At 57.8% G+C, this 12494-nt stretch carries 10 protein-coding genes and 2 rRNA genes; 5 read left to right on the top strand and 7 right to left on the bottom strand.

Features of this window, described 5'->3' with window-relative positions; translation table 11 throughout:
- From BN4575_RS10235 to tcdA, 3 genes are all read left to right on the top strand, one after another.
- Positions 1-105: ribosomal RNA gene (locus BN4575_RS10235) — 23S ribosomal RNA — on the top strand; the annotation flags it as partial.
- Positions 106-219: 114 nt separating this feature from the next.
- Positions 220-334, top strand: a 5S ribosomal RNA gene (rrf, locus tag BN4575_RS10240).
- 194 nt (positions 335-528) lie between these two features.
- Positions 529-1365: a tRNA cyclic N6-threonylcarbamoyladenosine(37) synthase TcdA gene (gene tcdA, locus BN4575_RS10245; RefSeq protein WP_068978212.1), complete on the top strand. Its 837-nt coding sequence runs from the start codon at positions 529-531 to the stop codon at positions 1363-1365.
- A gap of 21 nt (positions 1366-1386) precedes the next feature.
- On the opposite strand, the gene BN4575_RS10250 is transcribed toward tcdA, so the two are convergent.
- Together BN4575_RS10250 and BN4575_RS10255 are read right to left on the bottom strand one after the other, a co-directional pair.
- Complete coding sequence (locus tag BN4575_RS10250; protein ID WP_068978111.1) at positions 1387-1821, bottom strand: SufE family protein; 435 nt, start codon at positions 1819-1821, stop codon at positions 1387-1389.
- A gap of 13 nt (positions 1822-1834) precedes the next feature.
- Positions 1835-3055: a SufS family cysteine desulfurase gene (locus BN4575_RS10255; protein ID WP_068978112.1), complete on the bottom strand. Its 1221-nt coding sequence runs from the start codon at positions 3053-3055 to the stop codon at positions 1835-1837.
- A 181-nt stretch (positions 3056-3236) separates the two neighbouring features.
- On the opposite strand from BN4575_RS10255, the gene rep reads away from it, so the two are divergent.
- Complete coding sequence (rep, locus tag BN4575_RS10260; protein ID WP_068978113.1) at positions 3237-5249, top strand: DNA helicase Rep; 2013 nt, start codon at positions 3237-3239, stop codon at positions 5247-5249.
- On the opposite strand, the gene BN4575_RS10265 is transcribed toward rep, so the two are convergent.
- The 5 genes from BN4575_RS10265 to BN4575_RS10285 form a co-directional block, all read right to left on the bottom strand.
- The gene (locus BN4575_RS10265; RefSeq protein WP_068978114.1) at positions 5246-7528 is read right to left on the bottom strand and encodes a putative bifunctional diguanylate cyclase/phosphodiesterase; all 2283 of its coding nucleotides are present in this window, start codon (positions 7526-7528) and stop codon (positions 5246-5248) included. The genes rep and BN4575_RS10265 overlap by 4 nt on opposite strands.
- Before the next feature lie 84 nt (positions 7529-7612).
- The gene (locus tag BN4575_RS10270) at positions 7613-8068 is read right to left on the bottom strand and encodes a c-type cytochrome (protein ID WP_068978115.1); all 456 of its coding nucleotides are present in this window, start codon (positions 8066-8068) and stop codon (positions 7613-7615) included.
- 197 nt (positions 8069-8265) lie between these two features.
- Positions 8266-9294, bottom strand: a complete 1029-nt coding sequence (tdh, locus tag BN4575_RS10275) for an L-threonine 3-dehydrogenase (protein ID WP_068978116.1) — start codon at positions 9292-9294, stop codon at positions 8266-8268.
- Between the two features lie 55 nt (positions 9295-9349).
- Positions 9350-10540 (bottom strand): glycine C-acetyltransferase, encoded by a 1191-nt coding sequence (locus BN4575_RS10280; RefSeq protein WP_068978117.1) that lies wholly within the window; start codon positions 10538-10540, stop codon positions 9350-9352.
- 115 nt (positions 10541-10655) lie between these two features.
- The gene (locus BN4575_RS10285; protein ID WP_068978118.1) at positions 10656-11300 is read right to left on the bottom strand and encodes a TetR/AcrR family transcriptional regulator; all 645 of its coding nucleotides are present in this window, start codon (positions 11298-11300) and stop codon (positions 10656-10658) included.
- Between the two features lie 158 nt (positions 11301-11458).
- Here BN4575_RS10285 and rfaD point away from each other — a divergent pair, with 158 nt between their 5' ends.
- Positions 11459-12412 carry an ADP-glyceromanno-heptose 6-epimerase gene (gene rfaD / locus BN4575_RS10290; RefSeq protein WP_042018450.1) on the top strand — a complete coding sequence of 318 codons (954 nt, stop codon included), beginning with the start codon at positions 11459-11461 and terminating at the stop codon, positions 12410-12412.
- Positions 12413-12494 lie beyond the last annotated feature (82 nt).

Below are 12494 nucleotides of genomic sequence, written 5' to 3' on the forward strand. Positions count from 1 at the left end.
AGGGTCCTAAAGGGCCGTTGGAGACCACAACGTTGATAGGTGGGGTGTGTAAGCGCGGCGACGTGTTGAGCTAACCCATACTAATTACCCGTGAGGCTTAACCATACAACACCCAAGAAGTGTTCTGGGCCTTGTAGCAAGTGAACGAACTACTTAACTAATTCAGTGATAATGACCCAGTCGTTATTCACATCAGCTTTCTCAGATTGAATTAATTTGCCTGGCGGCCATAGCGCCGTGGAACCACCTGATCCCATGCCGAACTCAGAAGTGAAACGCGGTAGCGCCGATGGTAGTGTGGCATTCGCCATGCGAGAGTAGGACACTGCCAGGCACCCAATCCAAGAAACCCCGCTCGATGAGCGGGGTTTTTTATTGGCTGAAATTCAGTAAATCGCCTGATAATTGACCTTTTATTCCCTCTTCCCTGCCTTTTTCTCTGTTTTTCCTCCTCAATTTTCTCCGGATCTGTCATCGCCGCTGGCGGTGGTTGTCGCTATAATGGCCGCCCTCAAGCAAGGTGGTGGTATGAAAGCAGAATATCTACAGCGATTCGGGGGCATTGCCCGTCTTTATGGTCAGAATGCCCTGCGTTCCTTTAGCCAGGCGAAAGTCTGTGTGGTGGGGATCGGTGGCGTAGGCTCCTGGGCGGCCGAGGCGCTGGCCCGCGCCGGTATCAACCAGATGACCCTGATCGACATGGATGATATCTGCATCACCAACACCAATCGCCAGATCCACGCCATGCAGGGGACGGTCGGTCGCCTCAAGACCGAGGTAATGGCCGAGCGCATTCGCGCCATCAACCCGGATTGCGAAGTGATCGAGGTAGATGATTTCGTTACCGCCGATAACCTGGCTGAGCATATCAAGCGGGAGTTTGACTATGTGGTGGATGCCATCGATTCGGTCAAGGCCAAGGTGGCGCTGATTGCCTTCTGCAAGCGCAACAAGATCCCGGTGATCGTCGCGGGTGGTGCCGGCGGGCAGATGGATCCGACCCAGATCACCGTGGCCGATCTGGCCAAGACCATTCAGGATCCGCTGGCCGCCAAGGTACGCTCTGATCTGCGCCGGTTGCACAACTTCAGCAAGAATCCGGCGCGCAGGTTTGCGGTGGAGTGTGTCTTCTCAACCGAGCAACTGAGCTATCCGGATGGCAATGGTGGCACCTGTCAGGCCAAGGCGGCCAGCGATGGCACCATGAAGATGGATTGCGCCTCCGGTTTTGGCGCCGTGACGCCGGTGACGGCCACTTTTGGACTGGTTGCCGCGTCCCGGGTATTGAAGAAGATTGCCGAGCGGGGCGCCCGTGCCGAGAAAGAGGCCGGGAATGAAGCGGCAGGGTCGATTAGCGAAGCCTAATCGACCACTGAACAAGGCGGGTTAGACAGCCTGCTCCCGGATCGCCAGCACGATCGCTCTGAGCCCGTTACCCCGTGACGGGCTCAAGTGTTTTTCAAGGCCCAATTCGGTGAAATACCCTTCCATATCAAAAGCCTGGATCGCCGCTGCGGATTGGTGGTTGAGCGCCGCCAGCACGATGACGATCAGCCCGCGTACGATGCGGGCATCGGAATCACAGGTAAAGTGCCAGCAGCCATCCTCACTTTTTGCTCCCTTCAGCCAGGCCTGGCTTTCACATCCTTTGAGGCGGAATTCTTCCTGCTGCCATGCGCCGGGTAGCGCTGGCAGCTGCTTGCCGAGCTGGATGATGAGCCGATACTGGTTCTCCCAGCCGTGAGCGGCGGCAAACTGCTGGCGGATGGTGTCGGCGTTGGGCTCAAGGCCGATCTGGGTATAGCTTGCGAGATCACTCATTCGGTTGTCTGCCTTAGAAGAAGTCACTGAGTTTGTGCAGGGCGGCCAGCAGGGCGTCGATATCATCCCGATTGTTGTAGCAGGCCAATGAGGCGCGCATGGTGCCGCCGATCCCGAGCGATTCCATCAGTGGCATGGCGCAGTGATGGCCGACTCGCAGGGCGATCCCCTGCATATCGAGCAGGGTGGCGGCATCTTGCGGGTGGATATCCTCCAGCAGGAAAGAGGCGGCTCCGGCGCGTTGGCCGGGTTCGCCGACCAGACGCAGTCCCGGTACCTGTTGCAGATTGGTGACCAGATAGTCGGTCAGGGCCTGCTCATGGCTGGCTAGCCATTGCAGGTCTTGCGCCATCACAAAGTCGATGGCAGCGGCGAGGCCGATAGCGCCAGCGATATGGGGAGTGCCCGCCTCGAATTTGAAGGGCAGGGTATTGAAGGTGGTACCGCTGAAACTGACCCTATCAATCATCTCGCCACCTGCTTGCCAGGGTGGCATTCGATCCAGCAGCTCGGTGCGGCCCCACAACACGCCGATGCCGGTCGGGCCATAGAGCTTGTGACCGGAGAAAGCATAGAAGTCGCAACCGATGGCCTGCACATCCACCTCGAGATGAGCCACCGCCTGGGCGCCGTCGATCAGCGTCACGGCGCCAACCGCTTTGGCGGCCACCACCATCCGAGCGACTGGATTGACGGTACCGAGGGCATTGGAGACGTGAGCCACGCTCACCAGCCGGGTGCGTGGCCCCAGCATGGCGTGATAGGCGGCCAGATCGAGATCGCCCCGCTCATCGAGGGGGATAACCCTGATCACCGCGCCGGTGCGCTGGGCGACCAGTTGCCACGGGACGATATTGGCGTGGTGCTCCAGGGTGCTGAGGATGATTTCGTCCCCCGCCCTGAGCTCGTTCATCCCCCAGCTCTGGGCCACCAGATTGATCGCTTCTGTGGTGCCGCGGGTCCAGATCACTTCGTGGCTGCGGGGCGCATTGATAAAGCGGGCGACCGTCTCGCGGGCTGCCTCGAAGGCGCGGGTAGCACGGCCACTCAGGGCGTGGGCGGCGCGGTGCACGTTGGCGTTGTCGGCCCGGTAGTAGTGAGCGATGGCATCCAGTACCGCTTGCGGCTTCTGGGTGGTAGCGGCGTTGTCCAGATAGACCAGAGGGTGGCCGTTTACCTCCTGCGCCAAGGCCGGAAACTGGCTGCGCAGTCGGTCATGCTGTTGCTGATTCATGCTCCCCTCATCATCTGGAAAAAGTCATCATCTCGAAAGGTCGGCCATGATCCTGAAAATAGCGCCCGAACACAAGGCGCGATGAGCCCGATTGGCGGTTGTCTGCCGTGCAGCAGGTACGGCTCGTCGGGTGATTTCTGGTACAATGCCGCCCCTCATCATAAGCCAAGAGATCCGGCCCATGAAGCTCAACCCCAATCAGAACGAAGCGGTCAAGTATGTCTCCGGCCCTTGCCTGGTGCTAGCGGGTGCCGGATCGGGCAAGACCCGCGTCATCACCAACAAGATTGCCTATCTGGTGCAGCAGTGCGGCTACAACGCGCGCAATATCGCTGCGGTCACCTTTACCAACAAGGCGGCGCGGGAGATGAAGGAGCGGGTCGGCCAGACGTTGGGCCGCAAGGAAGCGCGGGGGTTGATGGTCTCCACCTTCCATACCCTGGGTCTCGATATCATTCGCCGTGAGCACAAGAGTCTGAATCTCAAGGCGAACTTCTCTCTGTTCGATGACACCGACCAGCTAGCGCTGCTGAAAGAATTGACTGAAGACGAGCTCGATAACGACAAGGACAAGCTCTCGGCCCTTATCAGCCAGATCTCCAACTGGAAGAACGACCTTATCCTGCCTGCCCGTGCCATGCGCATCGCTCGTGGGCCGGAAGAGGTGCTGATGGCGCAGCTTTACGAGCGTTATCACCGTCAGATGGTGGCCTATAACGCGCTGGATTTTGACGATCTCATCGTGATGCCGACCCTGCTGCTCAAGAGCAATCAGGAGGTGCGTGAGCGCTGGCAAAACAAGATCCGCTATCTGCTGGTCGACGAATATCAGGACACCAACACCAGCCAGTACGAGCTGGTGAAGCAGATCGTCGGTGAGCGCTCCCGCTTTACCGTGGTGGGTGATGATGACCAGTCCATCTACTCCTGGCGTGGTGCCAAGCCGCAGAATCTGGTGCTGCTGAGCGAAGATTTCCCCAGCCTCAAGCTGATCAAGCTGGAGCAGAACTACCGTTCCAAGCGACGTATCCTCAAGTGCGCCAACATCCTGATCGCCAACAACCCTCACGTCTATGACAAGGCGCTCTTCTCCGAGCTGGATGAGGGGGTGAAGCTCAAGGTGCTGTTCGCCAAGAACGAAGAGCACGAGGCGGAGCGGATCGCCGCCGAGATGATGGGCCACAAGTTTATGAACCGCACCCGGTTCAAGGATTACGCCATCCTCTATCGGGGCAACCATCAGTCGCGCATCTTCGAGAAGGCGCTGATGACCAACCGCATTCCCTACCGCATCTCGGGCGGCACCTCGTTTTTCTCCCGCACCGAGATCAAGGACATCATGGCCTACCTCAAGCTGCTGGTGAACGCGGACGAGGACACCGCCTTCCTGCGGGTGGTCAATCTGCCGCGCCGCGAGATTGGCCCCACTACCCTTGAGAAGCTTGGTCAGTATGCCAACCAGCGCGGCAAGAGTCTGTTTGCCGCCAGTTTCGAGCTGGGGCTGGAGCAGCACCTCTCCGGCCGTGGCCTCGTGGCCCTGCAGGCATTCACCAACTGGCTGGTTCGCCTTGGCGATCAGGCGCTGCGTGGCAATCCGGTGGAGGCGGTGCGGGACATGATCAAGGAGATCCACTACGAAGAGTGGCTCTACGAGACATCCCCCAGCCCGAAGGCAGCCGAGATGCGGATGCAGAACGTCTCCACCCTCTATCGCTGGATCACCGAGATGCTGGAAGGGGATGAGCTGGAAGAGTCGATGACACTGGCTCAGGTGGTCACTCGCCTCACCCTGCGCGACATGATGGAGCGCAACGAGGGGGAGGACGATGCGGATCAGGTGCAGTTGATGACCCTGCATGCCTCCAAGGGGCTGGAGTTCCCCTATGTCTATATGGTGGGGATGGAGGAGGGCTTGTTGCCCCACCAGACCAGCATCGATGAAGACAATGTGGAGGAGGAGCGCCGTCTCGCCTACGTGGGCATCACCCGGGCCCAGACCGAGCTGACCTTCACCCTCTGCAAGGAGCGGCGCCAGTTTGGCGAGTCGGTACGGCCAGAGCCGAGCCGCTTTTTGCTGGAACTACCGCAGGATGATCTGGAGTGGGAAAATCAGAAGAAGGTGACGGCCGAGGAGCGCCAGCAGAAAGGACAAGTGGGCATTGCCAATCTGCGGGCGATGTTCAAGAAGGACTAAAGCGATGGGCTGGCCGGGGCAAGCAGCGGCACAATGTCGGCTCCGGGCATAGGGGGGGAGATGTATCGCCCTTGTCCCATCTGGCAGCCGATGTCGATCAGCTTCTGCAACTGTTGCTGGTTCTCGATCCCCTCGACCACCAGGGTGTAATTAAGATCCTGACAGATATCCCGCATGGCGCGGATCAACGCCAAATCTTTGGGTGACTGCAGCATGCGTTGGGTAAAACTGTCATCTACCTTGATGTAATCCACCGGAAAGTGAAACAGGGCATTGAGGGATGAGAAGCCGGTGCCAAAATCATCCAGGCTGATCTGGATACCCTTGGCTCGCAAGTCATGCAAGGACGCGAGCGCATCGGAATCCTGTCGTGACAATTCCCGCTCGTTGAATTCAAAAATCAGATAGTTGGGGGCAACCCCCACTTCCTCGATGATGGCCATCAGCCGCATGATATGGTCGTGGTTGGCGAGGTGCTTGCCCGAGAGGTTGATGGCGACCTTGAACTTGCTTTGTCCCGAGAACGGTAACCAGTTTTTTAACTGTTGGCAGGTTCGCCGCAGGATCTGGTAATCCAGCTCGAGAATGAGACCACACTGCTCCGCCAGCGGAATAAAATCAAAGGCATCTTTCAGCACGCCCTCCTCGGTCAACCAGCGCGCCATTACCTCCAGCCCGGTCAGGTGACTGTCTTGCAGCCTGATCACCGGTTGGTAGTAGGGGACGATTCGCCCCTCTCGCAACGCTCTGGCCAGCATCTCCTCCGGTGAGTTCCAGTTCTGGTTAATACAATCTTCCGAGTAGTTGACGATCCGGCTGCGGCCATTGCGCTTGGCCTGATACATGGCCAGATCGGCTTGATGGAGCAGTTGGCTGATATCCGTGGTTTGCTCGGATACGCTCGATACCCCGAGACTGACGGTAATATTCAGCTCGTTACCTAACAGCCTGAACGGATAGGAGAGGCGGCTGATGATGCGGTTGAGCACCGGGCTGATGTCATCCTCGTGTTTGCTGCTATCCAGATAAATCACGAATTCATCCCCACCCAGTCTAGCCACCAGATCATTTTGCCGGATACAGGTCTGCAGCCGGCGGCTGACCTCTTTCAGTAGCTGATCGCCTGCACTGTGGCCCAGGGTGTCATTGATCTGCTTGAAGTGGTCTACATCGATAAAAATCACCGTAAACCCTGGTGATTTGTAGCGATTGTAGTGGGTCATGGCTTGATTGAGATGGTTCATCAACAGCGCCCGGTTGGGTAGCTGGGTCAAGGGATCGTGGAGTGCATCGAATTGCAGCCGTCGCTCCAGCTCTTGATGCTGCTTGAGCTGCTTTTGCAATCGGAGGTTGGTCTGGCGCAGCTGTTGCAGCCGCTGGTTGATCGAGTCCTCGGTATTGATGTCGTTGAGCTGCTGGCGGATCCGTCTCAGCTCCAGCAACAGGGTGAGCTGGCCGCGCAAGAAATCGAGGAACAGCTTGTCATCGGTCTCCAGCGGTTGAGCCGTGCTGATGATGAAGTGGCCGAAATACTGCTGCTGCAGTCGTAGCGGCATGCTGTGCCAGTGTCGTGATTCCCTGTTTACCTCGATATTGCTGGTGCTGTGACATAAACCACTGATGAGTTCATCACTCTGGTAAGGGTGTGCCGGATAAATTTTCTCCAGCTTCTGGCTATTGAGCCTGACCAGCAGCATGTCCTCGATGGTCAGCATCTGGCGCAGAACAGCCTCTAGCTGGGAAAACAGCGCCTGACCTGGCAGGGTGTTGGCTAACCGTATGATGCGGCTGATGCTCTCAATCTTCTTTTTCCAGTTAGGATCTTTACGGAACAAGGGAGAAGGGAGTTCTGCGAGATGATAGTCCGCTTGGGTTTCGGTCAGCCGTTTGGCCAGACACTCCAGCAGCAGACGCAGGGTTGGTAGATCTGTTGGTGCGCCGCGCGCCAGTAGCCACTGTATCTGGCCATGCTCGATGGGGAAGACACACCACCCCTCAGCCTCATCCAGCTGGGTGAGCTGATCGGCGATGCGAGATTGCTCCCTGCCCAGTTGCTGTTTGAAGGTGTCGCTCACCTTGTGGGCGTAGATCCAGTTCAAGCCAGTATCGGAGAGGCCCAGCATGCCGAAATGTTGCAGCGGGCAGAGTTGATCAATTTGCTGGATAAGTGCGTCGTAATCCCCGGCCGTGGCCGTTTGCTGCGCCGGGAAGTCCATAATGGCAGAGACCAACGCCAATAGAGGAGTTGAGTAGTGGGGTTCGATGGATTGGGACGACATGTGCAACTCCCGATATGTCTACCTTACAAGAGTAGTCGGAAGCCGATAGATTGAAAGGGCCGCAATTGCGGCCCTTTCAAATACTTACAGCTTATCGATCATGTAGTGAATGGCGTTTTCTATCTCTTCATCACTACAGGTCGCGCAGGTGCCGCGTGGCGGCATCATGCCGGACTTGCCGGTGAAGCCTTCAATGGCATGTTTTTTGAGTGTCGCAATACCCTGGGCGATGCGAGGTTCCCAGGCTGCCTTGTCACCCCGTTTGGGGGCACCAGCGGCACCGGTGGCATGACAGGCAAAACAGGCTCCATTATATACAGCTTCGCCGTCGCGGGGGCCGGAAGGTGTGGCGGCAACAGCAGTCGCACTTGCCCCGACAATACCTTCCAGATCCTTGGCGGTATAGACCTGACCGATGGGTTTGACCCGCTCGGCAATGGCTTCCGGCGACATCTCAGCGGACGCAAGCACGGCTCCAGACAGGCTGGCGGCCGTCATCCCGATAGCCAGCAAATAGCTCAGTTTTTTCAACACGCTCATATACTCCCAGCAGTCTTTTATTATCCCTGTAAACGACGGGATTATAACCGAATAGTTACGGCCTTTTAAACGCTTGTGTGTGAAGTGTTAAACACTCTGCGTACAAAGTCTTGTCCGATATCACGGCAATTCGGGCGGTGGAGATAAAAAGAAACCCGGCATTCGCCGGGTTTCGGGTAACCAAAGGGTGAAATGGGCTATTTGTCCCAGCTCAGGATCACCTTGCCGGAGTGGCCGGAGCGCATCGCATCGAACCCCTGCTGGAATTCGTCGATGTGGAATCTGTGGGTAATGATGGGGGAGAGATCCAGCCCGGACTGGATCAGGCTGGCCATCTTGTACCAGGTCTCGAACATCTCGCGGCCATAGATCCCTTTGATAAACAGCCCCTTGAAGATCACCTTGTTCCAGTCGATGGCCATGGTGGAGGGGGGAATGCCGAGCATGGCGATCTTGCCGCCGTGGTTCATCTTGTCGAGCATCTCCTGGAAGGCGCTTGGCACGCCGGACATCTCCAGCCCCACGTCGAACCCTTCGGTCATGCCCAGTTCGCTCATCACGTCGGCGAGCTTCTCTTTGCTGACATTGACCGCGCGGGTGGCGCCCATCTTGCGGGCCAGCTCCAGCCGATATTCGTTGACGTCAGTGATCACCACGTGGCGCGCACCCACATGGCGGCAGACCGCGGCAGCCATGATGCCGATGGGGCCCGCCCCAGTGATGAGCACATCCTCACCTACCAGGTCGAAGGAGAGGGCTGTGTGCACCGCATTGCCGAACGGGTCGAAGATGGCTGCCAGCTCGTCCGGGATGTTGTCCGGCAGCTTGAAGGCGTTGAAGGCGGGGATCACCAGATATTCGGCAAAGGCGCCCGGGCGGTTGACGCCAACGCCAATGGTGTTGCGGCACAGATGGGTGCGACCGGCGCGGCAGTTGCGGCAGTGGCCGCAGGTGATATGGCCTTCGCCGGAGACCCGATCGCCTATGGCGAAGCCGCGCACCTCCTGACCGATGGCGACCACTTCGCCGACATATTCATGGCCGACCACCATGGGCACCGGAATGGTCTTCTGGGACCACTCGTCCCAGTTGTAGATATGGATATCGGTGCCGCAGATGGCGGTTTTGCGGATCTTGATCAGCAGGTCGTTGTGACCGAGCTCGGGGGCCGGCACGTCCGTCATCCAGATGCCGACCTCTTTTTTGAGTTTGGAGAGTGCTTTCATGGTTGTTCCTTCAATATGAATGCAGAAAAAAGGGGCTGCAGCCCCTTGATTCAAATCAGATAACGCCGAGTTCACGGCCGATGCGGATGAAGGCGTCGATCGCCTTGTCCAGCTGCTCGCGGGTGTGAGCGGCAGACATCTGGGTGCGAATGCGAGCCTGACCCTTGGGCACCACCGGGAAGGAGAAGCCCACCACATAGATACCGGCAGCCAGCATGCGGCTCGCCATCTCGGAGGCCAGTTTGGCATCCCCCAGCATCACCGGAATGATGGCGTGATCGGCACCCGCCAGAGTGAAGCCAGCTGCGCTCATCCGCTCGCGGAAGTAACGGCTGTTCTCTTTCAGGCGGGCGCGCAGGTCGTGACCTTCAGCCAGCATGTCGATCACCTTGATGGTGGCAGAGACTATGGAGGGGGCCAGCGAGTTGGAGAAGAGGTAGGGGCGGGAGCGCTGACGCAGCCAGTCGATCACCTCTTTCTTGCCGGAGGTATAGCCACCGGACGCGCCGCCGAGCGCCTTGCCCAGGGTGCCGGTGATGATGTCGACCCGATCCAGCACGCCGCAATATTCGTGGGTGCCACGGCCGTTTTCGCCGATAAAGCCGACGGCGTGGGAGTCATCCACCATTACCAGCGCATCGTATTTGTCCGCCAGATCGCAGATGGATTTGAGATCGGCGATGACCCCATCCATGGAGAAGACGCCGTCGGTGGCGATCAGCTTGAAGCGGGCACCGTCGGCATCCGCCTGTTTGAGTTGGGCTTCCAGCTCGGCCATGTCGTTGTTGGCGTAGCGATAGCGCTTGGCCTTGCACAGCCGCACGCCGTCGATGATGGAGGCGTGGTTGAGGGCATCGGAGATGATGGCATCTTCGGCGCCGAACAGGGTCTCGAACAGACCGCCATTGGCATCAAAGCAGGAGGAGTAGAGGATGGTGTCCTCGGTGCCGAGGAAGGCCGACATCTTCTGCTCCAGCGCTTTGTGCTGGTCCTGGGTGCCGCAGATGAAGCGTACCGACGCCATGCCGAAGCCGTGGCTGTCGAGCCCCTGATGGGCGGCGGCGATCAGATCCGGGTGGTTGGCCAGCCCCAGATAGTTGTTGGCACAGAAGTTCAGTACCTGCTCACCGCCGACGGCGATGCTGGCCTGCTGGGCGGAGGTGATGATGCGCTCCTGCTTGTACAACCCTTCAGCTTGTACCTGGTTCAGTTGCTCGGTCAGGTGACGATAGAATCCGTTAGACATCCTCGATCCTTATTGGCTATTTCAGCTGCGTATCAACAGAGGGCAACATTTTACTGCAATCTGTTGCGGCTAATTCAAATGATTGTGCTGATATTCAACAAATGTGAAACAGATCTCACCCAACTGGTTGGGCCAGTTGACGGTAATGCTGTTCCAGCTGCTGGATTTGTCCGGCCACCTGAGGTTGCACATAGGGGCGCAGCAGGAATAGCACCTTCAACACCCCCTGATAGAGCAGGGGTTTGGTGATGCGGGTGTTGGGCGCCTGGGCAATCTGGAACGGGATCCAGCAGGTCACCACCATCTTGATGGTCTGGCCCAGATCCGGCAGGTCTTCGTCACTGACATCGATAATGCCCCCTTCGCGCAGGCTCTTGAGCAGGGCGACCACTGATGCTCGCATCTGCTCCTGGGCCTTGAGGTACTTCTGTTGCAACGGTTCGTCACGGCTCAGGATGTCCGGCAGGTTGGCGTAGAAGAAGCGGAACTGCCACATCAGATAGAAGATGGCATCCAGATAGCCCATCAGATCCTGCAGGGTGATTTCACGGTTGCGGGTCGGGACGAAGCTCTCGCTCAGGTGGCGGGCATACTGGTCGAAGATGGAGTGGATGATGTCTTCTTTATTGCGGAAGTGGTAATAGAGGTTGCCCGGGCTGATGCCCATGTGCGCCGCAATATGGTTGGTGGTGATGTTGCGCTCACCCTGATCGTTGAACAGCTCGGTCGCGCTGTGAATGATCCTGTCTCTGGTTTTCATCACTCATTCCTCCAGCGGGTTTCGTCTGGGGGCGATTTTAACAAGGTCGAATCCCCAGACCGCCCGTGATAAACTTTTCGGCAATTTCAAATTGGCTCACTATACACAGCTTTAACAAGCAGTCACATGTAGCCATCAACGTACGAGAGGCAAACTCCATGATCGTAGTAACTGGCGGTGCTGGCTTTATCGGCAGCAATCTGGTCAAGCAGCTGAACGCTCAAGGACGGACCGATATCGTGGTCATCGATGACCTGACCGACGGCACCAAGTTCGTCAACCTGGTCGATCTGACCATCGCTGACTACATGGATAAGGAAGAGTTTCAGCACCGTATAGTGTCTGGTGACGATTTCGAAGAGTGGGATGGCATCGAGGTGATCTTCCATGAAGGCGCCTGCTCTGCCACCACAGAGTGGAACGGCAAGTTCATCATGGAGGTCAACTACGAGTACTCCAAGGACCTGTTCCACTACTGCATCGAGCGTGAAATTCCCTTCATCTACGCCTCTTCTGCAGCGACCTACGGTGGCCGCAACGACAACTTCATCGAAGATCCCAAGTTCGAACAGCCGCTCAACGTCTATGGCTACTCCAAGCAGCTGTTTGACCAGTACGTGCGCCGCTGGATGCCGGAGATCAACTCTCAGGTGGTCGGTCTGAAGTACTTCAACGTCTACGGCCCGCGCGAGCAGCACAAAGGCTCCATGGCTTCTGTCGCCTTCCACCTCAATACCCAGGTGAAGAAGGGTGAGAATCCCAAGCTGTTCGAAGGTTGCGATGGCTTCCCGAACGGTGGCCAGATGCGTGACTTCATCTATATTGACGACGTCTGCAAGGTAAACCTCTGGTTCTGGCAGAACCCGCAGCACTCCGGCATCTTCAACTGTGGTACCGGTCGCGCCGAGCCGTTCCAGAACGTGGCCGAAGCGGTGATCAAGCATCATCAGAAGGGTGCCATCGAGTACATCCCCTTCCCGGATCACCTCAAGGGTCGCTACCAGAGCTTCACCCAGGCCGACATGACCAAGCTGCGCAGCGTGGGTTATGACGCGGAGTTTAAAACCGTTGCCGAAGGGGTAGCGGATTACATGGCTTGGCTCAACCGCTAACGGGTGAGCACAACGCGGCAGTTTGAGCGCAAAACCGGAAGTGGGTACTCGCCTGCTTCCGGTTTCTGGTGTCTGTGGCTGC

The organism is Aeromonas sp. EERV15 (assembly GCF_900079845.1).
GTDB lineage: Bacteria > Pseudomonadota > Gammaproteobacteria > Enterobacterales > Aeromonadaceae > Aeromonas > Aeromonas sobria.

What these genes read in the sequence shown, in the direction of transcription:
- BN4575_RS10265 (WP_068978114.1), bottom strand. Translation starts at nt 7,528, where the DNA reads ATGTCGTCCCAATCCATCGAACCCCACTACTCAACTCCTCTATTGGCG.
- BN4575_RS10255 (WP_068978112.1), bottom strand. Translation starts at nt 3,055, where the DNA reads ATGAATCAGCAACAGCATGACCGACTGCGCAGCCAGTTTCCGGCCTTG.
- rep (WP_068978113.1), top strand. Translation starts at nt 3,237, where the DNA reads ATGAAGCTCAACCCCAATCAGAACGAAGCGGTCAAGTATGTCTCCGGC.
- tcdA (WP_068978212.1), top strand. Translation starts at nt 529, where the DNA reads ATGAAAGCAGAATATCTACAGCGATTCGGGGGCATTGCCCGTCTTTAT.
- BN4575_RS10280 (WP_068978117.1), bottom strand. Translation starts at nt 10,540, where the DNA reads ATGTCTAACGGATTCTATCGTCACCTGACCGAGCAACTGAACCAGGTA.
- BN4575_RS10270 (WP_068978115.1), bottom strand. Translation starts at nt 8,068, where the DNA reads ATGAGCGTGTTGAAAAAACTGAGCTATTTGCTGGCTATCGGGATGACG.
- BN4575_RS10285 (WP_068978118.1), bottom strand. Translation starts at nt 11,300, where the DNA reads ATGAAAACCAGAGACAGGATCATTCACAGCGCGACCGAGCTGTTCAAC.
- tdh (WP_068978116.1), bottom strand. Translation starts at nt 9,294, where the DNA reads ATGAAAGCACTCTCCAAACTCAAAAAAGAGGTCGGCATCTGGATGACG.
- rfaD (WP_042018450.1), top strand. Translation starts at nt 11,459, where the DNA reads ATGATCGTAGTAACTGGCGGTGCTGGCTTTATCGGCAGCAATCTGGTC.
- BN4575_RS10250 (WP_068978111.1), bottom strand. Translation starts at nt 1,821, where the DNA reads ATGAGTGATCTCGCAAGCTATACCCAGATCGGCCTTGAGCCCAACGCC.